Below are 22,770 nucleotides of genomic sequence, written 5' to 3'. Positions count from 1 at the left end.
TCCCCTTTTCCGGCACCGTCAGCGCACGCGGCCGCGTTCCGTGGGATGCAGGAGGAAGTGCCGCGGCGGCCCGGTGAGAAGGCCGTCGAGGGCGGGCACGGCAGGAGCTTCCTCACCCCTGGTGAACCGGACGAAGACGTTCTCCCCCTCCCTGACCGGCAACTGAGCGTAGGTGTTCACGGCGTGCTCGCTCTCGAAGCAGGCCGCCGCCCCCTCCGCCAGCCCGGCGAAGCGCGCGGCTGACCCCTCCGCGACGGGAAAGACCGTCAGCCGGTACGGCGAAGCCTGGCCGGAGCCCCCGCTCACCCCGGCGAACGGCGGAACCAGCACGGGCCGAAGCAGCAGCACGTCGTCGGTGTCGACCATCGTGGCCCGCGCGGCCTCCGCGTGCGCCTTCCACGCGGCTCCGGTGTAGAAGTCCGTGAGGGACCGGAACCGGCGCTCCATGTCGGGGAAGGCGCGGATCCAGGTGAAGGTGTCGGGCGCGCCCGGGTCGCGGAACAGCGCGACCACCTCGATCCCGGCCTCCTCCTGTGTCTCGATGAACTCGCGCTCGAACAACTCGATGAGGGTGTCGCGCGCTCCGGGACGCAGTGTGTAGCGGCGCAGCTCGTAGATCATGCGCGCACGCTAGGACCGCCCCGCTGACATCCTCTGTCAGCGGGAGCCCCAGAATAATCTTCTGATTACTAACAGCTACCCAAACACCACTCTCGGTTATACGATCACATTGGCTTTGACCCCTCCGGGTCAAGGTGAGTCAAAGGGGCGGTCGCATGCCTGGGCCCTGCGTGCGGCCTGTCACAAGACGATGAAGGAGCAGAAGTGATCAAGAAGTTGTGTGCCACCGGTGCCGTTGTGGCCGCGGTGGCGGGCGTCACTTTGCTGGCGGCCCCTGCGCACGCGGACAGCTGGAACGGTAACGGGAGCAGCAACAGCGATTCCTCGCAGTCCGGCAACAACTTCAACGAGATCGCTGCCGTCAACGCGGGCGGCGGCCGCTCGACCAACGTCAACAACCTCGGCGGCAACGCCGTGACCACGACGAACGGCAGCATCACGGTCATCTACGTCTTCTACTAGACGCTCACCGTCGAACCTTCCCCATCCGTCCGGCCACAGGCGAGCCGGCGGAGCACGGTCCCAGTAATCCTCCTCGGAAGGACACAGGCATGTTCAAGAAGCTCTGCATGACCGGTCTCGTCGTCGCCGCTGCCGCGGGCACCACGCTTCTGGCAGCCCCCGCTCACGCGGACGCGAACTACAACGCGAGCCGGAACTCCGATTCCCAGCAGTCGGGCAACAACGTGAACAACGTCGTCGCCAGCAACGTCGGCGGCCACGGCGCCACGAACGTCAACAACATCGTGGGCAACGCCGTGACCAGCGCGAACGGCAGCCACACCGGCATCGCCATCGACGACTAGCCCGGACGTGAGCGAGCGAGCCGGGTCCGTATAAGGCCCGGCTCGCGCCGTATTAGCATTCCTGGATGATTACGTGCGCTTATGTGACTTTTGCGGACCCCGAGAACCACGACGACGAGCGTGACCCGGCCCTCGCCGCCTGGCGGGAGCACGGCATCGAGGGCCGCGCGGTCCGGTGGGACGACCCCGACGTCGACTGGAGCGCCTTCGACGCGGCGGTCGTGCGCTCGGTGTGGGACTACACCGACCGCAGGGCCGACTTCCTGGCCTGGGCGCGCCGGGCCGAAGCGGTGACCCGGCTGCTCAACCCGGCCGACGTCCTGGAGCGCAACACCGACAAGACCTATCTCCGGGATCTCGGTGTCCCCATCGTGCCGACCCACTGGTCCTCGCACGACCTGCCCGACTGGGAGGAGTTCGTCGTCAAGCCCGCCGTCTCCGCGGGCGCCCGCGACACCATCAGAACCACCGAAGCCGCCGCCGCCCAGGCCCACGCCGCAGCTCTGGAGGCCGCGGGCCGTACGCCTATGGTCCAGCCCTACCTCGACATGGTGGAGAGCGAGGGCGAGACCTCGCTGCTGTACTTCAACCGCCGCCTCAGCCACGCCGTCCGGCGCACGCCCATGCTCGCCCCGGGCATGACCAACGCCGACAACGCCCGTGCGCAGCTGCGCGATCCTGCCCCGGACCAGGTCGAACTGGCCGAGAAGGTGCTTGCCGCCATCCCCCAGGCCCTTCTGTACGCCCGCGTCGACCTGGTCCGGCTCCCTGACGGCCGGCCGGCGATCATCGAGCTGGAGCTCACCGAGCCCTACCTCTACCTGAGCCACACCCCGCGGGCCGCCAAGAACCTCGCCGTCGCCCTGGGCGAACTGCTCTGACGCTACGCACCGGTGCCGGGCGTCACGCGTACCCCGGCACCGAGGGCCAGCGGACGGTCAGCACCACCGAATCCTCCTCGGCCACCCACGAGTGGTCCACGCCGCGGCCCCAGACCACGTAGTCGCCCTGCCGCTCCAGCAGGACGTCGCGGCCGGGCAGCTCGACCCGGAAGCGCCCGCTGATCAGCACCAGCAACGCCGTGCGCACCTCCCCGCGCACCCAGGCGGGCCGCTTGTCCCCGGCGGCGTGGACGCCCCACTTGATCTCGACATCCTCGCTGTGCCGGAGCCCGGCCTCCTTGAAGTGCCCGAGCAGCCAGCCCTTGTCCAGCGCCGCGTCCCGGCCGGCGTTCCCCACGTAGACGTTCACGCGCGCCGAGACTACCCGGCGAAGGCGTCAGCAGGAGATGCCGCCGTCCACCGGGATGACCGTCCCGGTCAGGTACGCGCCCGCGCGGGAGGCCAGGAAGATGGCGGCCCCCGCCATGTCGTCGGGACGGCCGATGCGGCCCATCGGCACCTGGGAGGCGATCAGCGTGCGGGTGGCCGGGTCGTCCAGGGCGAAGGCCATCATCTTGGACTCGAACGGCCCCGGCGCGATCGCGTTCACGGTGATGTGGGCGGGCGCGAGCTGGCGGGCCAGGTGCCGGGTGAGCATGTGCACGCCCGCCTTGGCGGCCGAGTACGCGTAGTTCTCCAGGCCGGGCACGCGGATGCCGTCGATGGACCCGATCGTGATCACCCGGGCGGGCACGTCGGCGCTGGCGGCGGCGCGCAACTGGGGCAGGAAGCGCTGCGTCACGTAGAAGACGCCCTTGACGTTGATGTTCCAGAGCTTGTCGAAGGCCTCGGGCGGGAACTCCTCCAGCGGCGCGCCCCACGTGGCGCCGGCGTTGTTGACCAGCACGTCGAGCGGGCCGTCCACGGCGGAGACCAGCTCGTCCACCCCTTCGGGCGTGGACAGGTCGGCCGGCACCCCGGTGCAGCCCAGCTCGGCGGCGGTCTTGGCCACCTCGTGGGCCTTGCGGGCGGAGATGTACACCTCCGCCCCTGCCGCCACGAACCCGGCCGCGATCATCCGGCCGATGCCGCGGGAGCCGCCCGTGACGACGACCTTCTTGCCTTCCACCGAGAACAGAGTCATGTTCCGGAAGCATGCCATACCGACCGGTCGGTCACCAGCTCACGAGTTGTCCTTCACCCACAACGCCAGCAGCCCGCGGAAGTGCGCGATGAACCGGTCGTGCTCGTGCGCCGGGTAGGTGGCGGTCACCGCGTTCATCAGCAGCCGGTCGAACGACGGCCCCGCCACCCAGTCGAGCACCGCCTCGTCCAGGTGGGCCAGGCGCTCGGCGCAGAACTCGTGGTAGCGCTCGGTCTCGAAGTAGGCGTCGGCCAGCCCGCGGTAGGCCGCCAGCCGTTCGGCGTAGGTGCCCTCGACGGCGAAGTACTCGCGGGTGTCGAGGTCGATGCGCGGCTTGCGGCCGGTCTCCGCGCAGAACACCGTCCACTTCACCAGCGCCTTCATCGCCCAGGGGAAGTAGTAGTGCAGGCTGGTCAGCGCCACGTCGGGGCAGGCGTTGGCGTAGTCGATCGGGTGCACGTCGGTGCCCTTGACCAGGGTCTCGCAGGAGTTGAACTCCCAGCGGAAGAACGCGTTCACCAGCCGCCCGATGGTCACCACCTCCTCGCCGACCTCGGGCGAGAGGAAGGAGTGGTCCACCGAGTACCGCGAGTGCATCGGCTGTTCCGGGTGGAAGCGCATGACCATGGTCTCGGCGCCGATGGACAGCGAGCGGGCGAAGGCGTCGTACCCGTCGACGGCCTTCTGCAGATGCATGAGCATCTCACCGCTCTCGTCATAGGCGCGGTGCAGTTCGTCGGCGTCGCGCACGAGCGAGACCCCGCGCCAGGCGCCGCCGTCGTAGGGCTTCATGAACAGCGGGTAGCCGATCCGCTCGGCGATCGCGTCGAGGTCGAAAGCCTTGTTGTAGCGCGCCGAGGTGTAGGCGTACCGCGCGTTGTCGAGCGGGTTCTTGTACGGCACCAGCACCGTGTCCGGCACCTTCAGCCCGAGGCGCATCATCGCGCAGTAGGCGGTGTGCTTCTCCATCGACTGGAACGTGAACGGGCTGTTGAGCAGGTAGACGTCGTCCATCATCGCGATCTTCTTGAGCCACTCGCGCGGGTGGTAGTACCAGTAGGCGAGCCGGTCGATGACGACGTCGTAGCGCGGCTCGTCGCGCAGGTCGAACGGCTCGATGGTGACCCGCTCCACCTCGTAGGCGGGCATGGCCCTGCGCATGATCTCCTCGAAGGCGGCCGGCCAGTCCTCCTCGGTCCCCAGCAGCAGTCCGACCAGGTGCTTCACACGAACCTCCCCAGATGGTGGGCGAGCTGCGCCCGCCAGGACGGCCAGTCGTGCGGCACGTCGCGGCCCCAGAGGTCGAGCTCGTGCCTGATGCCGACGCCGGTCAGGGCGGCGGCCAGCCGCTTGGTGCTCTCCAGCGAGCCGGTGGTGTCCTCCCACTGGCCCTGCCCGCACACCAGCAGCACGCTGAGCCGCCCGCGCAACCAGTCGAGGTGGTCGCCGTGCAGGTGCGGCACGTAGTCGAGCGGGTTGTTGAAGTACGCGGCCTCGCCGCGCTCGCCCCAGCCGTGCCACGCGGAGGGGTCGTAGTTGCCCGACAGCCCGATCGCCAGCGGGAACAGATCCGCCCGTTTCAGCGCGAAGTTCGCGGCGTGGTAGGCGCCAAGGCTGCAGCCGAACGTGATGATGTCGTCGGCGCCCGCGCAGTCCTCGTCGATGGCGTTGACGACCTTCTCCACGATCCACTGCTCGTAGCCGGCGTGCCGCCTGGCGCGTTCCTCCAGCGGGATCGACCGGTTCGACCAGGACTCGCGGTCGTTGCTCGGCACGCAGTACACCTTGACCCGCCCGGCCTCGACCAGGTCGGAGATCGCGCCGAGCATGCCGTTGTCCTCGAAGTCCGAGGGCCGTCCCTGCTCGGAGGGGAAGACCAGCATCGGCCGCCCCCAGTGACCGTAGGCCAGGACGCCGTCGATCAGCTCGCGTCTCATGAGCACACGTCCTGCAGCAGCCGCGTCAGGTGGGGATGGAAGGCGTCGCGCCAGGCGGTGTAGTTGTGCACGTCGGGCACTTCGCGCAGGGGCACCGCGTACCCCTGGGTGCGCAGGGAGGCGGCCATCGCGCGGTTGTTGTGGATGTTCTCCTCGATTCCGCCGCAGGTCATCGCCGTGGGCACGGTCCGCACCGCCGTACCTTTGTGCACCTCTTCGACGAAGCGGGTGACCCGCTCGTAATAGGGGAAGCGGCGCTCGTGGGCGTCGAAGCGCGGCTGGAAGAAGCTGCCCGACTGCAGGAACAGCGCGTCGAAGAGGTCGGGATGCCGCCACTGGGCGTGCAGCATGGCCAGCGCGCCGAGGCTGGTTCCCATCCCGATGCGCACGGTCGCGCTCCGGTACGGCTGCGCCGCCAGGAAGTCGGCGTAGTCCGGGTTGGCCGAGTAGTCGGCGTTGCGGTCGCCGGGGTGCAGCAGGATCGCGCGCAGCGGCGGCAGCCAGCCACCGGCGACCCCGGCGGCCAGGTAGCGGGTGAGACCGGCCAGGTCGTCGTACTCGGGCCCGTCGTGGACCACGAGCAGGGGTAAGTCGCCGCCGACGCCCTCCGGCGCCCACACGCTGGTGCCGCCGGAGGAGGCGGGGAAGGCGAGCCAGCCGGGCGGGGAGTATTCGGGGAACTCCAGCACGCTCTTCGGCCCGAAGACGCCGCGTACGCGTAAGGGGTTGCTCGGGTCGAGGATGGTCTCCACGCCGCCGGCGCGGTGGCGCAGCTCCAGGAGGTACTCCATCCGGTGCACGGGCGGGCGGGGGATGGCCAGGGTCCAGCCGGCGGCGCCGTACATGAAGTCGACCGAGGGCAGCCCGAGCTCCTGCCACAGGCGGACACCGGCCAGCCGGTGGGCAGGATCGGGAAGGGAGAAGCGGATCATAGTCCGGGGATTCGGCCGTTCCTGAAGAGATCGACGAACGTTTGATGGTCCTTGCGGGCTTGTGCCCCGTATTGGTGTGCAAAATTCACCAACATCGCAACAAATCCTGAAGAATCGTTGTCGACTACGGCCACAATCGACTCTTCTGTTGAAAAGTCCACCAGGTCGTGGCTGCTCTCGTCGTCGGCCACCGAATGCATGCGCGCCACCGCCCGGCCAAGATCGCGCATGATCGAGCGCAGTTCCTCCGGCTCGTTCACGTCGTCCCAGTCGAGGTCGGCGGAGTAGGGCGAGACCTCGGCGACGAGCTGGCCGACGCCGTCGAGGCTGGTGTAGCCGAGCCAGGGGTCGGCGTAGGCCTGCAGCGCGCGCTGCGACTCGGCGGTGCGGTGTCCCTGGTGCAGGAAGTAGGAGGCGACCCGCTCGTCGGTGATGTGCCTGGCCACGGCGGGCACCTGGGCCTGCTTCATGTAGAGGATGACGTCGTTCTCCAGCGCCTGCGAGCGGCCTTCGAGCAGCAGGTTGTAGGAGGGCAGCCCGGCCGAGCCGATGCCCACGCCCTTGCGCAGCGCGACGTCCTTGATGTGGTGCTCGACCGGGTTCGCGCCGCCGGGCAGCGTGTGCAGGTAGTCCTGGAAGGCCGCCACCACCCGCTCCCTGTCGTGCGGTGAGACCGCCGTACGGCCCTCCATGAGGGCGAAGCGCCGGTCGTAGTCGTCGATCACCGTCTCCACGTCGAGCATGGCCACGCGAGTGCTCAGCCGGGCCGTCTGGAGTACGCGGTGCAGCACACCGCTGGTGGTGTCGAGCGTGAGGGAGCCGATCGCGTCGTCCCCGCCGTGCGCGATGCCGCCCAGCTCGGCCAGGTACGCGGTCCCGAACTCGGTCACCAGCGTGGTGATCGCCTCGTCCGACAGCGCCTTGCCGTACCCGATGAGCGCCACGCTGGCGGCGAAGCGCTTCAGGTCCCAGGTGTACGGGCCGACGTAGGCCTCGTCGAAGTCGTTGACGTTGAAGACGAGCGAGCCGGAGGCGTTCATGTAGGTGCCGAAGTTCTCGGCGTGCAGGTCGCCGTGGATCCAGACCCGGCTGGTGAGCTCGTCGAGGTAGGCGTCGTCGGCGTACTCGGCGGTCATGTCCGCGTAGAACACGCTGGCGCTGCCGCGGTAGAAGGCGAACGGCGACGCCGCCATTTTCCTGAATTTTCGGGAAAAGGCGTGCGGGTCGCGCTTGATGGAATCGCCGAATTCGGTGATCAGGACGTCGAGGATGTGGGCCGCGCGGCCCGTGGTGCCCATACATGGGAAGGTAAGTCCGCGCGGCCCGGTCGCCTAGACCGATCTTTCCTGGAGTCTCCTATGAATCGGCAGCCTCCACACTCCCACCACCGCCAGGATGAGCGTCAGCCCGCCCAGCACCCAGCACTGCAGCGCCGCCACCTGCCAGATCTCCTCGTCGCCGCCGTGGTAGTGGTAGAGGTCGGGCACCCTGGCCAGGAGCGACACCATCGCGTAGAAGGCCAGCCCCAGCAGCGCGGGCGCGCCGGCCCTCAGCGTCAGCGCTGCCGCGGCCACGGCCACGAGGGCGATGACGATGATGCTGAACGTGTCGGTCCAGATCGCGAAACTCTGCAGCGTCGTCGTTTCGCCGGCCGCCGCGCGGCCCGCCATGTAGCGGTTGGCCGCGTACACGGCCGCAGCCGCGATCGCGGGCGGCAGCACAGCCACCCACCAGGACCGGCGCGGCGGCGGCGCGTCGCGGTGATAGCCGAGCAGCAGGGCCAGGACCGGCGCCGCCGACAGCAGGACGTAGCCGGTGCTCCACGCGTCCATCGCGCGCCAGCCGCTCACCAGGGGCACCAGGAACGACCAGCCGAAGACCAGCACGGCCGCCGTCCTGGCCGTACGCACGGCCCCTCGCGCCAGGGCGACGTAGGCGACCAGCCACAGGTTGTGGAGTAGGACCTCGCCGATGTTGAACAGCCGGTCGGCCGAGCCGGGCGCGCCGAAGAACTGCTCGTTCTCGCTCATCCTCGGCAGGAACGGCAACGAGGGAGCCGACAACATCGCCTGCAGGGCCAGCCCGAACAACGCGATCATGCGCACGGTCTCGCCCCAGGCGAAGTAGACCGGCGGCCCGGAAGCCCCCGCCAGGCGGACCCTGAGTGCCAGCCCCATGACGCTGAACACCTCGCCCCAGCGCGGCCGGGGGTTGACCTCGTCGGGGACGTCCCCCGCGTACTCCAGGTAGGCCGCGACCATCTCCTCCTCGCGCTCGGCGCGGTAGGAGGCGGGCAGCATCCGCAGGACGTTGCGGTAGTGGAACTCCAGCAGGCTCACGCCGTCCCCCCGATGGCGGTGTTCCTGGCGCGCAGCCTGGAGGTGGCCAGGGCGGCGGTGCGCGTGACCCGGTCGGCCTCCTGCCGGAGAGCCTCGGCTCCCTTGTCGGTCAGCCGGTAGTAGCGGCGCAGCCGTCCCTGCAGGACCTCCTCACGGTCCAGCTCGACCAGTTCCTCGGCGGCCAGCCGGTCGAGCACGCCGTAGAGCGTGCCGATCTTCAGCTGGACCCGGCCGCCGGAAAGGCCCGAGACCTCCCGCACGATGCCGTAGCCGTGCCGGGGCTCGTCCACCAGCGCGGTCAGCGCCAGGAACATGGGCTCCGTGATATTCATGCCCCCACTATATCCTGAGAGACAGGATATGCGTCAGGGGTGCTGGCTGGAGACCGAGACGACCTCGCCGGTCATGTACGTGGAGTAGTCGCTGGCCAGGAAGACGATCACGTTGGCCACCTCCCACGGCTGGGCCGAGCGGCCGAAGGCCTCCTTGGCCGTGAGCTCGGCGAGCAGCTCGTCGCTGGTGACCTTGGCCAGGAACGGATGCATGGCCAGCGAGGGCGCGACCGCGTTGATCCGGACGCCGTCCGTGGCGGCTTCGAGAGCCGCGCACCTGGTCAACGCCATGACCCCGGCCTTGGCCGCCGCGTAGTGGGCCTGGCCGGCCTGGGCCCGCCAGCCGATCACGGAGGCGTTGTTGACGATCACGCCGCGGCCCTGCGGGATCATGTGCTGGAGCGCGGCCCGGGTGCAGCGCATGGTGCCGTTGAGCGTCACGTCGATCACCGCGTGCCACTCCTCGTCGGTCATCTCCGCGAGGCTCGCCGTACCGCCGAGTCCGGCGTTGTTGACCACCACGTCGAGGCGCCCGTGCGCCTCGACCACCGCGTCGAACAGCGCCATCACCTGCGCCTGCGAGGTCACGTCACACGGTACGGCCAGCGGCTTCACCCCGGTCAGCCCGGTCAGCGCCTCGGCCGCCTCCGACAGGCGGCGTTCGTGCCGGTCGGAGATGACGATCGTGGCGCCCTCCTCGGCGCAGCGGCGCGCGGTGGCATAGCCGATCCCGGCCCCGGCCGCGGCGGTCACGAGCGTGACCTTGCCGTCGAGCAGGCCGTGCGCGCTGGGGTAGGGAGGGGGAGTCGTCATCGTGGTAGTCCCAGGGTGCGCTCGGCGATGAGGTTGCGCTGGATTTCGCTGGATCCGGCATAGATCGTGTCGGCGCGGCTGAACAGGTAGAGGCGCTGGAGGTCGTTCAGCTCCCCGCCCTCGGCGACCAGCCCGGCCCGGCCCTGGACCTCCTGGGCCAGCTCGCCCAGCCGCCGGTGCCACTCCGACCAGTAGAGCTTGGTGATCGGCAGCTGCGGGTCGCGCAGCGCGTTGAGCCGCATGACCTCCAGCTCCAGCCACGACCGCACGAGCAGGTCGCGGATCACCGGGTCGCCGGCCGCGCCGGTGCGCTTGGCGGCCTCGATGACCCGGTCGAGCTCGCGGCGGAAGCCGATCTGCTGGCCGAGCGTGGAGGCGCCGCGTTCGTAGCCGAGCGTGGCCATCGCCACCCGCCAGCCGTCGCCGGGCGCGCCGAGGACGTGGTCGCGGTGCGTGCGGGCGCCGTCGAAGAAGACCTCGTTGAACTCGGAGGTGCCGGTGAGCTGGACGATCGGCCGGACCTCGACGCCCGGCTGGTCCATGGGCACGAGCAGGTACGACAGCCCGTGATGCTTCTTCTCCGCCTTCTCCGTACGGCACAGCACGAAGCACCAGTCGGCCACGTGCGCCAGGGAGGTCCACACCTTCTGCCCGGTGACGACCCACTCATCACCCGACATTTCCGCTTTCGTCTGGACGTTGGCAAGATCCGAGCCCGCCTCCGGCTCCGAGTACCCCTGGCACCACAGTTCCTCGCCCGACTGGATCCCCGGCAGGAAGCGGGCCTTCTGCTCCTCGGTGCCGAACTCCAGGATCGTCGGCCCGATCAGGCCCTCGCCGATGTGGCCCACGCGGGCGGGGGCGCCGGCTCTGGCGTACTCCTCGTAGAAGGCGATCTGGTCGGCCAATGAGGCCGCGCGCCCGCCGTACCGGGTGGGCCAGCTCAGGCAGGTCCAGCCCGCCTTGCCCAGGTGCCGCTCCCACGCGTGACGTTCCTCGTGGCCCTCGTGCTCACGACCGGGCCCGCCGAGGCCGCGCACGTGCGCGAACGTCGTGGACAGCTGCTCCTCCAGCCAGGCCCGCGCCTGCTCACGAAGGCTCACTGAACCTCCCGTAGCCCCCGCGGAAGAACACCAGCGGCCCGCCCTCGGCGTGGGTGTCCAGTTGCAGCACCCGGGCCACCACGATCATGTGGTCACCGGCGAGGTGCTCGGCCTCGACCACGCAGTCGATCCAGGCCAGGGCGCCCTCGATGACCGGATTGCCGGAGGGGGAGCCGGTCCACTCCAGCCCGGCGAACTTGTCGCCACCCCGGTTGGCCAGCTGGGCGCAGACCGGCTGCTGGTGCTCGGCCAGGACGTTCACGGTGATCACCTTGCCGCCGCGCACCTTCGGCCAGCTCGTACTGGTGTGCGCCACGCAGAAGGCGACCAGCGGCGGGTCGAGGGAGACGGAGGTGAAGGAATTGGCGGCCAGGCCGCACGGCTCGCCGCTCTCGGGGTCGAGCGCCGTGATGGCCACGACGCCGGTGGCGAACCTGCCGAGCACGTTCCGGAAGCGCCGGCTGTCGTGCTGCCCGTTGTGGCCGTTCGGCATGGCGGCTCCGTTGTGAATCCCGCGCTTGTACGACGAGTGGGCGTCGCACCCGTCCGGCCTGATCAGCCGGGCTGCGTGTGTGCTCATCCGTGGCCTCCTCGTCGTGGATGCTGAGACCAGCTTACCAAGCGCTTGCTTGGATGGGCAGAGCCTTTTCTGATCCCGTTGACACGCGGCGCACGGCGAGCCTAGCTTCGGAGCTGTGGCCAAGCGCTTGCTCAACTTCACGGACCGCACCGCCGTCGTCGGCGTCGGCTACACCCCCTTCACCAAGGACTCCCAGGTCAGCACCCTCACCCTCGCCTGCCGCGCGATCATGGCAGCGCTGGCGGACGCCGGCCTGGACCCGTCCGACGTCGACGGCCTGGCCACCCACCGCGTCGGCGACTCGGTCCCGCCCTCGCTCGTCGGCCCGGCCCTGGGCCTCGGCGACCCGACCTGGTACCTGGACCAGTTCGGCGGCGGCAGCGTCTCCCACGCCGTCGCCGGCCAGGCCGCGCTCGCCGTGGCCGCCGGCCTGGCCGACACCGTCGTCTTCTACCGGGCCATCAACGCCCGCTCCGAGTTCCGCATGGGCCAGGCCGCCAACCCCAGCCCCGAGGTCCAGTACCAGGCCCCCTACGGCCTGACCGCCCCCGTCCAGCACTTCGCCCTCGCCGCCCGCGCCCACATGCTGCGATACGGCACCACCGAGGAACACCTCGGGCAGATCGCCGTCCGCCAGCGCGCCCACGCCGCCAAGAACCCGCGCGCCCTCATGCGCACGCCCATCACCCTGGACGACTACCTCGCCAGTCGCCGGATCGCCGAGCCGTTCCGGCTGCTGGACTGCTGCCTGGAGACCGACGGGGCGTGCGCGCTGGTCATCACCACCGCGGAGCGGGCGCGGTCGCTGCGCCGTACCCCTGTGCTGATCTCGGCCGCCGCCTGGGGCGGCGGCCAGTCGTTCCTGTCCGGCGCGGACCCCACCCTCAGCGCCGCCGCGACCCTCGCCCCCCGCCTGTACGGCCAGGCCGGCCTCACCTCTGCCGACATCGACGTCGCCCAGCTCTACGACTGCTTCACCTATTCGGTCCTGGTCCAGCTGGAGGACTACGGCTTCTGCGCCAAGGGCGACGGCGGCCCCTTCGCGGCCTCCGGCGAGGGCCCGCCGGTGAACACCCACGGCGGCTTCCTGTCGGAGGGCTACGTCCACGGCATCAACCACATCGCCGAGGCCGTCTCCCAACTGCGCGGCGACGCCGGAGACCGGCAGGTGCCCGGGGCCCGGGTGGCGCTGTCGACCTCCCAGCCCGGCTACATCCTCCCCGCCACCTCCGCCCTGATCCTGAGGAGCCCGTGAATGCCCGCACATCCCAGGCCCACGCCCGACCGGGACTCACGGGAGTGGTGGGAGCGGGTGGCCACGGGGGAGTTCGCCGTCCAGGAGTGCGACGGGTGCGGGCTGCGGCGCTTCCCCGCGCGGGCCTTCTGCCCCCGGTGCCGGGGCGAGGGACGTCACTGGGTGGCGGTCCGGCCGGTCGGGACGGTGGAGAGCTGGGTGGTCGGCCACCGGCCCTTCGGCCAGGGCGAGATCGTGGTCATGGTCCGCCTGGACGAGGTGCCGGACGCCCTGGTGCACGGCTCGTGGGAAGGGACCGGCGAGCCCGAGGGCGGATCGCGGGTGAGCGCGGTGTTCACGGCCGTGGACGACACCCTCACGCTGGTCGGCTGGCGGATGATCACCGGGTGATGGGAACGCTGGGAGACGGCCCGTTGGCCACCCGCAGCGTGAGGGACGTGCGGTCGTCCGGCGGCGCCGGGTAGTACACGTAGGCGCGGCTCTTCTCGCCGGTCTGCAGCGCGGGAACGTGGTTCTCGACGAACTCGGTGGCCATCTTCAGCGGGTGGTAGCGCGCCTTGGTGGCCGGGTCCTCCAGCGTGAACGCGCCGAAGTCGGCCGCCGCCGAGAACTCGTGCTCCCACCCGGAGAACGGCGCCGGAGCGGGCACGAACACCATGTTGGTCCGCACGGCCGAGACGTCGAAGGACGCCACCAGATAGGCCCCGTCGCGGTAGAGCGGCAGCACCTCGACCTTGAGCCGATCGTCCTTGTTGGCGAACGTCCAGGTGAAGTCGGCCACCGGCGCGCCCGGATCCGGGCGGAACGGCGCGTTCGGGCCGGTCGGGCCGCGTACCTCGCCGGCCGAGGGGTCCGTGGTGGTGGTCACGTCCGGGGCCTGCTGCTTGATCGTGTAGGAGATCTCCACGCGCCGGTTGCGCGCCCGGCCCTCGGGGTTGTCGCCGCCGCCGGGCTTGTCGTTCTTGGCGATCGGGGTGCTCTCGCCCTTGCCCTCGGTCACGTACCGGTAGCCGGCGCCCAGCTTCGCCGCCAGATACTCCTTGACCGCCTCGGCCCGCCGGACCGACAACGTCTGGTTGTAGGCGTCCTCGCCCTTGGTGTCGGTGTGGCCGACGATCGCGACCGGCGGCTTGGCCGGGTCGGCGCGCCTGCGCGTCTCCTCGGCGACCTCGTCCAGCACGGCGGCGGCCTTGGCACTGAGCTCGGCCTGGTCGAAGGCGAACAGCACGTCGGTGCGCAGGCCGATGGTCTCCTTGGCGCCCTCCTGCAGGGTGGTCCTCTTCGGCGTCTCGACCAGCTCGTTCACGTCGGAGACGCCGGACCAGACGTCACCCTCGGGCAGCACGACCGGCCACTGGAACACCTGACCCGCCTTGGGCCTCCCGGAAGCCCCACGCTCGCGGGCGACGGGCTCGCTCGCGGCATCGGCGACGGGAATCCCGGTCATCGGCCCCATCGGCAGATCAGGCACAACGGAGACCGCCTCGACCCCGGCCGGCAGCAAGGGAAAGTACACCTCGACCGGATACCGCACTCCAGGCACGAAGTCCTCGGGAAACCCGTTGCCCTCCATGGTGTGCCGCGTCCCGAACGCCTCGTCGCCGCTCTTGGCCCGCAGCGTGAAGTACACCTTCCTGCCCACCGGATCGAACAACCGGAACCGCGCGAAGTCGCTGGGCACACTCCCGTACCCGAAATCACCCTTGGTGTTCCGGTCCGCGGTGGTCATGATCTCCATGCGCAGCACCGTGAGCTTGGGCGTCCGCTCCACACCCTTGATATCGATCTTGAACGGCTCCGCCGAGTAGAACCCCACCAACCCCTCGGTTCCGTACCCGGAAACGCGGGGACTTGGTGACGCGGTGACGCCGGGCGAGGGCGGCACCGGATCCACCCGCCGGACGGGCTCACCAGTAGACCCGCACCCGCAGGCCAGCACGGCCACAGCCAGTAATCCGGATGCTCGAAGAGGAACTCGCATGCCGCCAGACCTTTGTAGACCGTCCTTGCAACCCACTTACCGTCCAACCGAAACCGCCTGTCAAGGCCGGCCTCGTGGCCCCGGTATATCAGGTCCGGGTCAACGGTGCGGGCGTAACGGCGGCCCGCCCCGCACGCTGGACGACCGTGCCCCTGGACGGGGCCCGGCCACGGTCGGCGGGTGGGGGTGGGGCGGCTTGCCGTAACGGATCATGGCGGTGAGAGAAGCTCGCACAGCCGAGAGGGCCCGCACGAAGGGGAAGGTCCGTGCGGGCGGGAAGGCTCGGATGAGGGGGAAGACACGCAGACAGGAGAACGCACCCTGGCGGGCGTGGGGGACCCGCCAGGGTGCGTTTCCTTTCTCCGACGCGGGCGGCGCCGGGACTCCGGCGAGGGATGGAGTCCTAGGCCGAGTGTTCGCGTGCGGAGTCGGTGGGGGAGTGTTCCGCTAGGGAACGCTCCGAGGGAGAGGACTGTGGTCGCCGACGGCGGTCGGCGATCCGTCGTGCTGCGCCAACCGGGTCGTCGATGGGGTGGCTGACTTCGACGCCCTCCTCATGCCAGACAAAGAAATCGTCTCTGCACCACACGGTCAACTCGGTTAGCACGGACAGCACGGACATACCGTTCCCGTTGCTCTGGTAGGTGTGGGTGAACCCCTGGCGATGCAACGCGTAACGCAGTAAACGTGTTGCCTCACGGGGATCGTGCCAGGGCGGGTAGCTTCGCAAGCTCGCTTGCTTCGCAAACGGCGCACCCGCGCGGACCGGCAACACCGGCCCTCACCCCCTCACCGGCCTTTCGATGGATTTGTACCAACGAATGGATGATGCGGCTGTCAAGGCCGTTCGGTCAAGGGGTTGTGGCCTGCTAGAACCAGATCGTCTAAATTGTTGGAACAAAAGGGGTGAAAGTGGCAAGACCGTCGCTGTATCAGCAGGTGGCTTCGGAGCTTCGCAGAGCCATCTACTCCGGCGACTACGGCCCCGGGGCGCAGCTGCCGACCGAAGAGGAGCTCCGCGCGCGCCACGGCGTCAGCCGGAACACGGTCAGGCTCGCAGTCGCGGAACTGGTCAACGAAGGCCTCGTCACGCGCGCACCCCGGCGCGGCACGATCGTCAGAGAACGACGCGCCCTGCTGATGCATCCGCAACGCGAACTGGAGCCGCAACCCACGGGAGTTCCCCGGGAGGCCTTCGCGTACGCCGTCAGCCAGGAAGGCCGCCAGCCCTCCCAGCTCATCGAAGTGTTGACGGTCCAACCGGCTGAGGACATCGCCAGCAGGCTGGAGCTCGACGACGGAAAACTGGCAGTGGTACGGCGGCGCCTGCGTTTCGTCGACGGCCAGCCCTACAACACCAACGATTCCTATTTCCCGCATGACCTGGTCGCCGAGTCCGAGATCGCCAGGCCGGGCGACATCGGGCGCGGCGCGAACCGGGTACTCGAGGAACTCGGGCACGCGCAGATCCGCGTGGTCGACGACATCTGGGCCAGGATGCCCAACCAGGCGGAGGTCGAACGGCTCCAGCTGGAGCTGGGGACGCCGGTCGTCGTGTATGTCCGAGTCGGCTACGACCGGGAGGACACGCCGGTCCGTGTCGCGGTGTCGGTGCTTCCCGCCGACAAGCACTTGATCAGATACGAGCTCGGCAGCCGCTGATCGAGCTCGGTTGGGGGTGATCCCAACGGCCGCGCGCAGCGAGATCTGACTTCGCTGGGCGGGGGAGTGGTGCATGCTCCCCTAAATCGTAATTTATCCAGACATATCCGTTTAGCTGCCGCGTGCCGTGAAGTGCACACGAGATGTGTTCTCCCGGACACCCAGCGCAACGAAGGGTAGACCCATGCACTCGAACACCCTCCTTCACCCGCTCACCCTGCGCCGAGCCGTACCCGCTGACCTGGGCGGAGTCCTCACCCTGCTCGCCGACACCGCCGACTGGCTCCACTCCCGGGGAATCCGCCAGTGGCCCCGAGGCGGCTTCGGCCCCGAGCGCATCGCCCCCCTCATCGACTCCCACGTCCTCTACCTCGTCGACGACGAGCTGCGCTACCTCGACTTCGACGAAGCCGCGCCGCCCGTCGCCACCATCGCCCTCGACGCCCAGGCCGACCCCGAGTTCTGGACCCCGGCCGACCGCCCCCGCGCCGCCCTCTACGTCCACAAACTGGCGGTGGCCCGCCCCTGGTCGGGCAGCGGCCTCGGCGACGCCCTCCTGGACTGGGCCGGCGCCACCACCCACGCCGTCGGCCTGCCCTGGCTCCGCCTGGACTGCGCCAAGTCCAACCCCGGCCTGCAGGAGTACTACCGCAAGCGCGGCTTCCGCCACCTGCGCACCGTCGACCTCCCGCACCGCGCGTCCGGCGCCCTGTTCCAACGCCTGACCCGCCCTGCCCTGTCGACGGCCTTCCGCGACCTCACGGTGCCGCACCTGCTGAGCGCCTGACCGTTCGCGGGCTTTAGGCGCATTGTTCAGGCGCATTGTTTAGGCGCGTTCTGACGGCGCGCTCGCGCTCGTTCGTGCTTTCTCGCGCCTCCCCGTTACGGCGAAGCCGCGCCCACCCCCCTCGCCGTAACGGGCGGGCCTCTGTCCTGGCCGCTCGTGAAGGCTCACGCACATCCCGCCGCGACGAGCGCCCCCTGGGCCACCCGACGGCGCCCAAGGCAAACCCCGGGGTCCCAAGCCGACTTTCAGGGGCCGCCGGTGGGTCTTCTGGCCGGGGTGGTGAGGTTTAGTCGCGGTCGAGCAGGGAGCGCCAGCGGGCGACGAGGGAGGGGTCGACCGGTTCGGTCCAGGAGGTGCGGACGGCGCTGCCGACGTGGAAGGCGCGGATGCCGTAGTCGAGCAGGGCCCGCACGTGCGGCGGCTTCAGGCCGCCCCCCGCGAGGATGAGCCCCGCGTCGCCCGCCTCGCACCGGGCCTTGAGCACCGGCAGCCCGTCGCCCACCCCGGAGGGCGAGCCGGAGGTGAGCACGGTGGCCAGGTTCGGCAGCAGCCGGACGGCGCGCCAGCTCGCGGAGGTGTCGGCGGCGTGGTCGACCGCGCGGTGGAAGGTCCACGGCAGCGGCGACACCGCGTGGATCATGGCCTCGGTGGCGTCCAGGTCGACGGCGCCGTCGGCGTCGAGGAACCCGAACACGAATCCGGCGGCCCCGGCCTGGGCCAGCGCCTTGGCGTCGTTCCTGAGCCGGTCGAGCGCTTCGGCGTCGGCCGTGAACCCGGCCTCGCCGCGCAGCATCACCATCTGGGGGAGCGCGCACTCGGCGGCGATGGCGGCGACCGTTTCCGGCGCTGGGGTGAGCCCGTCGGCGGCCATGTCGGAGACGACCTCAAGGCGGTCGGCACCACCACGTTCGGCGGCCACGGCGTCGCGCACATTGAGCGCGATCACCTCAAGGAGGGATCCGGTCATGGAGCTGAGGCTATATGGTGCGCTACCCGTCCACTGCACCCGATTCCCTGACAATCCAGACAGCCCGCGGACAACCCTCCAGTCAAGGTTGCCCTACAAGGCCGGTTCAGGCGGGGTTTCCGGTGAAGTCCCCCAGCGCGGACCGGGCCCGCGAAAGTGCCGTCACAAGAGTTTTGACGGTGGCCGGTTCGTCCATGACGCCCTCCACCTGCCGCTGCTGTTCCCAGGCCGCCACCCGGGCCGCGTAGCCCTCGTAGGTGGCCAGGTGGAAGGCGTAGACGGTGGCGAACCTGCTCACCAGGTGCGACGGGTGCATGTCCCAGCCCTGGTAGAAGCCGTGGGCCAGCGAGTGGCGTACCAGCTCGGCGTGCCGGCGCCACAGCGCGTGCACGTCGGCCGTCGCGGACGACGCGGGGGCGGCGGCCAGCGAGCCGTCCGACAGCTCGACCCCGGTGCCCGCGAACGCCGTCTGCATCACGTGCCTGGCGTGGTCGCAGGCCGGGTGGTCCAGGCGCTGCTCGTGCGGCGGCAGCCCGATCGCGGCGGTGTAGTCGAAGACGCCGAAGTGCGCCGCGGCCAGCCGGCCTTCGGCCAGGCCGGCACGCAGGAACGGCAGCGTCTGCGGCGCCTCCACCTGGATCTCGAAGCGCAGCGGGCCGAGACCGAGCCCCTTCTCCAGATCCTCCAGGAAGGCGGTGAACTGGCCGAGGTAGTTCTCCATCAGGACCTTGGGGAACGTCAGCGCGAAACCCGGCGGAAGGGCGCCGATCCGGGACACGACCTCGGTCAGGAAGCCGTCCAGCGTGCGGACCGAGCGTTCCGGGTCGGCGTCGGCGAACGACTTGACCCGCAGGCCCCACCTGCGCGGCAGCCGTCCCTCCTCGTGCATCGCCACCACCGCGGCGGCGGCCTGCTCGACGTGGCCGTCCTCGTCGTCGGGACGCACGCCGTAGCCGTCCTCGAAGTCGATGCGCAGGTCCTCGACCGGCTCGGCGGCCAGCTTCCCCAGCAGCCGCCGGTGCACGGCGGGAGCCAGCTCCTCGCTCACCCCGAACACCGCGGCCAGCTCGCCGGGACCCGGCAGGTGGGTCTCTGCCAGCTCCAGCGCCTGCCCGCCCCACGTCGCGACCGTGTCGGCCGAGAAACGGTCGGCCGGAACATAGACCGTGTGCACCGGTTGCCAGCCGGCCGGGGTCATCGGGTAGCGGCTCTGCTGCAGCCGGTACTCCTCCGCGAACCCGGTGATCGGCCGATGCCCAACGGTGACACGCATGTTCTCCTCCGGAAACGCGGCGCTGGCAAGCTCGCCGAGCATCTCACAGCTTGGGAGGGCCCATGCCGGCAGCCCGTGAGGCGCTGATGATCGTGACCGTCACCCAGACCGACCCGGGGATGGCCCAATTACGGACGCCCGCGAGTGATACCGACGCGCTCGGCGAAGCACTGCTCGCGGGCTTTGCCCTGCGGAAACTGATCAACGGCACCCCGGGCGAGGTGCTGGCCGAGATCACCGCCTTCCTGGCCGGCCGGGAGCCGGACGACGTGCTCCTGCTCTACGTCGCCTGCCACGCCGTCGCCACCCCCGGCGGCCTGCTGCTGACCACCTCCACGACCGGCCGCGAGGACCCGGCCGCGACCTCGGTGCCGGTCGCCGCCGTCGAGCGGGCGCTGGCCGGGACCGCCGCCGGGCACGTCGTGCTCATCCTCGACTGCTGCTTCAGCGGCGCCGGGCGCGCCCCGATCGACCTGTCCGGTCTGTCCGCGCCCGCCCAGGTCTTCCTCAGCGCCACCGACCGCGTCGAGTACGTCCTCGACCAGGGCATGATCCGCGGCAGGGGCGTCCACTCCAAGCTGACCCCGGCGCTGGTCGAGACCCTGCGCACCGGCCGCCTCGTCACCGCGGCCGCCTTCGCCGGGCTCCCGGCCGCCGTCATCGAGATCCGCGAGCCCGGCCTGCCCATCGCCCGCGCGGAAGCCGCTCCCGAGCCCGCCCCCGTGCTCGAGCATCCGAAGCCGACCGTGGGCGGGTGGGCCGTCCGCATCCTCTACTGGGGCCTGGTGATCGTCGGCCTGTCGCTCCTGGGGATGCTCGCCTCGGGCTGGTTCGCCTGGCGCATCTGGCGGCTGAACCTGCCCGTCGACCCCCTGGACGTGCTCGGCATGGCCTTCTTCGCCGGGCTCGTGGTGGTCGGCGCCGGAACCCTGGTGGCCGCTGTCTCCTATGTCGCCCGCAGGCGGCGCTCCAGGAAGTAGGGTTCCTGACCGTGACGGACAATCCGCTCTTCGCCCTGGCCACCTCGGGCAGGCGGCGTACCCATCCGATCCTCGCCCTCGTCGTCGCCGTGGCCGCGATCCTGCTGGGCGGGCTCATCGGGGCGATCATCCTGGCGTTCACCGGCCTGCCCGCCGACCCGTCCCTGCGCATGCTGGTGACCCTGGTGACCGGGTTCGCGCCGGTCGCGCTGCTGATCTGGCTGTGGATCGGGCTGTTCGAGGCACGCGGCTTCCGTACGCTCGGGTTCACCCGCGAGCACGCCGTCCGGCGCTCGGCGCTCGGCCTGCTGACCGGCGTCCTGTCCTTCGGCCTGGTCACCGCGATCCTCGTCGTGCCGGGCTTCACGCTGACCGACAACGTGCCCCAGGGCCTGGCGGCGATCGGCCCGGCGATCCTGGTGTTCGCCGGCTGGGTCGTGCAGGGCTCCACCGAGGAGATCGTCACCCGCGGCTTCCTGCTGCCGGTGGTCGGCGCGCGCTACGGGGCCGTGGTAGGCGTCGGCCTGTCCTCGATGCTCTTCGCCGCCCTCCACCTGCTCAACCCCGGCGTCAACGCGCTCAGCCTGGTCAACCTGGTGCTCGTCGGCGTGCTCCTCGGCCTGTACGCGCTGTGGGAGGGCGCGCTCTGGGGCGTGTGCCTGTGGCACGCGGCGTGGAACTGGGCCCAGGGCAACGTCTTCGGCTTCGAGGTCAGCGGCACCGACACGGGCATGATGGCGATCGTCGACCTGAAGGAGAACGGCCCCGACGTGGTCACCGGCGGCGTGTTCGGCCCCGAGGGCGGTGTGGCGACCACGCTCGTGCTCGCCCTCGGGATCGTCGTGCTCAGCCTCGGACTGCGTCGCGCATCGCGGCAAGTCCGACCAGTTTGACCCGCTCGCCGCGGCCGAGCGTCCTGGCCAGCGCCTCCTCGGCGGCCTCGATGCGCAGCCAGTGCTCGTAGGTGACCGGCTCGACGCCGCGCGAGCGCAGCAGGTCCTCGACGGAGGCGGGCCGTACCCTGTCGTGGCCGGCGAGGTCGGACAGCAGCGTGCGGACGGTCTCGGCGGCGTCGGACTTGTTGGTGCCGATCACCCCGGTGGGGCCGCGCTTGAGCCAGCCCGCCACGTACTCGCGCTCACGCACCCGGCCGGCCTCGTTCGGAACCGTCATCGAGCCCGTGTCGAACGGCACGCCGGGCAGCGGCACGCTCTGGTAGCCGACCGAGCGCAGCACCATGCCGACCGGCAGCGTCTCGTACACGCCGGTGCCGACGACGCGGCCGTCCTCCAGGCGGGTGCGCTCCAGCTTGAGCCCCTCGACCCGGTCGGTGCCGAGGATCTCCACCGGGCGCAGCCAGAACCGCACGTCCAGGCGGCGCGGGCGGCCGACGGGGGCGCGGGCCGCCCATGACTGCAGCACGTCGATGTTGCCGCGGATCTGGCGCGGGAAGTCGGCGCCGAGCACGACGGCCTCGTCGGGGCGTACGCACACGTCGGCGTTGGCCAGCTCGCCCAGCTCGCGCAGTTCCTTGAGCGTGAACTTGGCGTGCTCGGGACCGCGCCTGCCGATCATGTGGATGGCTTTGACCTGGCTGTCGGCCAGGCGTTCGAGCACGTCGTGGGGGACGTCGGTGGCGGCCAGTTCCTCCGCCGTCTTGGCCAGGACGCGCACCACGTCGACGGCCACGTTGCCGACGCCGATCACGGCGATCTCGGGGCTGTCGATCACGAAGCGGCCGGGGTCGACGTCGGGGTGGCCGCAGTACCAGTTGACGAAGTCGGTGGCGGCCACGCTGCCGGGCAGGTCCTCGCCGGGGATGCCCATGCGCCGGTCGACCATGGCGCCGGTGGCGTAGACGACGGCGTCGTAGCTCGCCAGGAGATCCTCGACGGACAGGTGCTCGCCGAGGGTGACGCCGCCGAGGAAGCGCACCTGGGGGAGTTCGAGCACTTTGCGCAGGTAGTTGGCGATGGACTTGATCGAGGTGTGGTCGGGGGCGACCCCGTAACGGACCAGCCCGTACGGCGTGGGCAGCCGCTCCAGCACGTCGACCTCGACTGGTTCGGCCGACTGCTTGACCAGCGCCTCCGCCGTGTAGATGCCCGCCGGGCCCGACCCGACTACCGCCACGCGCAACGACACGCCTGCCTCCTCAGGAGCGGGGGACACGTCCTAGTAGGTGCGACCGGCCAACCTCAACGAGGTATCCCCGGTCGCTCGTGCGTACGAACCCATCTTTCGCGAACACCCGCAATTCCGGCAGAGTTCGGGCATGATCCCGAGCGCGGCCTCGGTGTCAACGTAGCGGTTGCGACGGATCCGCGCACCGCCCTGAGGCAGGCGGCGCACTTCCACCCTAATCCGCGAAAGACCG

Annotated in this window: 25 protein-coding genes; 9 read left to right on the top strand and 16 right to left on the bottom strand. The window is 70.3% G+C overall.

What is annotated here, in order from left to right:
* Positions 1 to 18: 18 nt before the first annotated feature.
* Entirely contained in the window at positions 19 to 621 is a 603-nt protein-coding gene (locus ACFWYW_RS54880) for an NIPSNAP family protein (RefSeq protein ID WP_379618019.1), read from the bottom strand.
* A gap of 204 nt (positions 622 to 825) precedes the next feature.
* On the opposite strand from ACFWYW_RS54880, the gene ACFWYW_RS54875 reads away from it, so the two are divergent.
* The 3 genes from ACFWYW_RS54875 to ACFWYW_RS54865 all read left to right on the top strand — a co-directional run bounded on the left by ACFWYW_RS54875 (position 826) and on the right by ACFWYW_RS54865 (position 2,308).
* Positions 826 to 1,083, top strand: a complete 258-nt coding sequence (locus ACFWYW_RS54875; protein ID WP_379618021.1) for a hypothetical protein — start codon at positions 826 to 828, stop codon at positions 1,081 to 1,083.
* A gap of 89 nt (positions 1,084 to 1,172) precedes the next feature.
* A complete protein-coding gene (locus tag ACFWYW_RS54870) occupies positions 1,173 to 1,427 on the top strand; it encodes a hypothetical protein (RefSeq protein ID WP_379618023.1) in 255 nt (84 codons plus the stop codon).
* Between the two features lie 83 nt (positions 1,428 to 1,510).
* Entirely contained in the window at positions 1,511 to 2,308 is a 798-nt protein-coding gene (locus ACFWYW_RS54865; protein ID WP_379618025.1) for a RimK family alpha-L-glutamate ligase, read from the top strand.
* A 22-nt stretch (positions 2,309 to 2,330) separates the two neighbouring features.
* Here ACFWYW_RS54865 and ACFWYW_RS54860 read toward each other — a convergent pair whose 3' ends face one another.
* Genes ACFWYW_RS54860 through ACFWYW_RS54810 form a run of 11 tightly spaced genes read right to left on the bottom strand, consistent with a single transcriptional unit; the run spans position 2,331 to position 11,401 of the window.
* Positions 2,331 to 2,678, bottom strand: a complete 348-nt coding sequence (locus ACFWYW_RS54860; RefSeq protein ID WP_379618027.1) for a signal peptidase I — start codon at positions 2,676 to 2,678, stop codon at positions 2,331 to 2,333.
* A gap of 27 nt (positions 2,679 to 2,705) precedes the next feature.
* Positions 2,706 to 3,452, bottom strand: a complete 747-nt coding sequence (locus ACFWYW_RS54855; RefSeq protein WP_379618029.1) for an SDR family oxidoreductase — start codon at positions 3,450 to 3,452, stop codon at positions 2,706 to 2,708.
* A gap of 39 nt (positions 3,453 to 3,491) precedes the next feature.
* Positions 3,492 to 4,679: a hypothetical protein gene (locus tag ACFWYW_RS54850; RefSeq protein ID WP_379618031.1), complete on the bottom strand. Its 1,188-nt coding sequence runs from the start codon at positions 4,677 to 4,679 to the stop codon at positions 3,492 to 3,494.
* The gene (locus ACFWYW_RS54845; protein WP_379618033.1) at positions 4,676 to 5,389 is read right to left on the bottom strand and encodes an esterase family protein; all 714 of its coding nucleotides are present in this window, start codon (positions 5,387 to 5,389) and stop codon (positions 4,676 to 4,678) included. Before ACFWYW_RS54845 ends, ACFWYW_RS54850 begins: the two co-directional genes overlap by 4 nt.
* Positions 5,386 to 6,321 carry an alpha/beta hydrolase gene (locus ACFWYW_RS54840; RefSeq protein WP_379618035.1) on the bottom strand — a complete coding sequence of 312 codons (936 nt, stop codon included), beginning with the start codon at positions 6,319 to 6,321 and terminating at the stop codon, positions 5,386 to 5,388. The genes ACFWYW_RS54845 and ACFWYW_RS54840 overlap by 4 nt, the downstream gene beginning before the upstream one ends.
* Positions 6,318 to 7,619 carry a DUF2252 domain-containing protein gene (locus ACFWYW_RS54835; protein ID WP_379618037.1) on the bottom strand — a complete coding sequence of 434 codons (1,302 nt, stop codon included), beginning with the start codon at positions 7,617 to 7,619 and terminating at the stop codon, positions 6,318 to 6,320. Before ACFWYW_RS54835 ends, ACFWYW_RS54840 begins: the two co-directional genes overlap by 4 nt.
* A gap of 33 nt (positions 7,620 to 7,652) precedes the next feature.
* Positions 7,653 to 8,660: a hypothetical protein gene (locus ACFWYW_RS54830; RefSeq protein WP_379618039.1), complete on the bottom strand. Its 1,008-nt coding sequence runs from the start codon at positions 8,658 to 8,660 to the stop codon at positions 7,653 to 7,655.
* Positions 8,657 to 8,992 (bottom strand): PadR family transcriptional regulator, encoded by a 336-nt coding sequence (locus ACFWYW_RS54825; protein ID WP_379618041.1) that lies wholly within the window; start codon positions 8,990 to 8,992, stop codon positions 8,657 to 8,659. Before ACFWYW_RS54825 ends, ACFWYW_RS54830 begins: the two co-directional genes overlap by 4 nt.
* A gap of 33 nt (positions 8,993 to 9,025) precedes the next feature.
* Positions 9,026 to 9,805 (bottom strand): SDR family oxidoreductase, encoded by a 780-nt coding sequence (locus tag ACFWYW_RS54820; RefSeq protein WP_379618043.1) that lies wholly within the window; start codon positions 9,803 to 9,805, stop codon positions 9,026 to 9,028.
* The gene (locus ACFWYW_RS54815; protein ID WP_379618045.1) at positions 9,802 to 10,908 is read right to left on the bottom strand and encodes an acyl-CoA dehydrogenase family protein; all 1,107 of its coding nucleotides are present in this window, start codon (positions 10,906 to 10,908) and stop codon (positions 9,802 to 9,804) included. Before ACFWYW_RS54815 ends, ACFWYW_RS54820 begins: the two co-directional genes overlap by 4 nt.
* Entirely contained in the window at positions 10,895 to 11,401 is a 507-nt protein-coding gene (locus ACFWYW_RS54810; RefSeq protein WP_379618252.1) for a flavin reductase family protein, read from the bottom strand. The genes ACFWYW_RS54815 and ACFWYW_RS54810 overlap by 14 nt, the downstream gene beginning before the upstream one ends.
* 202 nt (positions 11,402 to 11,603) lie before the next feature.
* Here ACFWYW_RS54810 and ACFWYW_RS54805 point away from each other — a divergent pair, with 202 nt between their 5' ends.
* Positions 11,604 to 12,743, top strand: a complete 1,140-nt coding sequence (locus ACFWYW_RS54805; RefSeq protein WP_379618047.1) for an acetyl-CoA acetyltransferase — start codon at positions 11,604 to 11,606, stop codon at positions 12,741 to 12,743.
* Positions 12,744 to 13,133, top strand: a complete 390-nt coding sequence (locus tag ACFWYW_RS54800; RefSeq protein ID WP_379618049.1) for a Zn-ribbon domain-containing OB-fold protein — start codon at positions 12,744 to 12,746, stop codon at positions 13,131 to 13,133.
* On the opposite strand, the gene ACFWYW_RS54795 is transcribed toward ACFWYW_RS54800, so the two are convergent.
* Entirely contained in the window at positions 13,123 to 14,559 is a 1,437-nt protein-coding gene (locus tag ACFWYW_RS54795) for an OmpA family protein (RefSeq protein ID WP_379618051.1), read from the bottom strand. The two genes, ACFWYW_RS54800 and ACFWYW_RS54795, sit on opposite strands and share 11 nt — an antisense overlap.
* A 1,077-nt stretch (positions 14,560 to 15,636) precedes the next feature.
* Here ACFWYW_RS54795 and ACFWYW_RS54790 point away from each other — a divergent pair.
* Entirely contained in the window at positions 15,637 to 16,386 is a 750-nt protein-coding gene (locus ACFWYW_RS54790; protein WP_379618053.1) for a GntR family transcriptional regulator, read from the top strand.
* 184 nt (positions 16,387 to 16,570) lie between these two features.
* Entirely contained in the window at positions 16,571 to 17,173 is a 603-nt protein-coding gene (locus ACFWYW_RS54785) for a GNAT family N-acetyltransferase (protein ID WP_379618055.1), read from the top strand.
* Between the two features lie 286 nt (positions 17,174 to 17,459).
* Here ACFWYW_RS54785 and ACFWYW_RS54780 read toward each other — a convergent pair whose 3' ends face one another.
* The gene (locus ACFWYW_RS54780) at positions 17,460 to 18,140 is read right to left on the bottom strand and encodes a copper homeostasis protein CutC (RefSeq protein ID WP_379618057.1); all 681 of its coding nucleotides are present in this window, start codon (positions 18,138 to 18,140) and stop codon (positions 17,460 to 17,462) included.
* A 106-nt stretch (positions 18,141 to 18,246) separates the two neighbouring features.
* Complete coding sequence (locus tag ACFWYW_RS54775) at positions 18,247 to 19,413, bottom strand: DUF6986 family protein (RefSeq protein ID WP_379618059.1); 1,167 nt, start codon at positions 19,411 to 19,413, stop codon at positions 18,247 to 18,249.
* 62 nt (positions 19,414 to 19,475) lie between these two features.
* Here ACFWYW_RS54775 and ACFWYW_RS54770 point away from each other — a divergent pair, with 62 nt between their 5' ends.
* Both ACFWYW_RS54770 and ACFWYW_RS54765 read left to right on the top strand, forming a co-directional pair.
* Complete coding sequence (locus tag ACFWYW_RS54770) at positions 19,476 to 20,393, top strand: caspase domain-containing protein (protein ID WP_379618062.1); 918 nt, start codon at positions 19,476 to 19,478, stop codon at positions 20,391 to 20,393.
* An 11-nt stretch (positions 20,394 to 20,404) separates the two neighbouring features.
* Positions 20,405 to 21,286, top strand: a complete 882-nt coding sequence (locus ACFWYW_RS54765; protein ID WP_379618064.1) for a type II CAAX prenyl endopeptidase Rce1 family protein — start codon at positions 20,405 to 20,407, stop codon at positions 21,284 to 21,286.
* Here ACFWYW_RS54765 and ACFWYW_RS54760 read toward each other — a convergent pair.
* Positions 21,240 to 22,538: an FAD-dependent oxidoreductase gene (locus ACFWYW_RS54760; protein WP_379618066.1), complete on the bottom strand. Its 1,299-nt coding sequence runs from the start codon at positions 22,536 to 22,538 to the stop codon at positions 21,240 to 21,242. The genes ACFWYW_RS54765 and ACFWYW_RS54760 overlap by 47 nt on opposite strands.
* Positions 22,539 to 22,770: the final 232 nt, after the last annotated feature.

The organism is Nonomuraea sp. NPDC059023, from assembly GCF_042740095.1.
Taxonomy (GTDB): Bacteria; Actinomycetota; Actinomycetes; order Streptosporangiales; family Streptosporangiaceae; genus Nonomuraea.
Note: the sequence above shows the minus strand (reverse complement) of the source record. Positions and strands in the feature narration are given on the sequence as shown.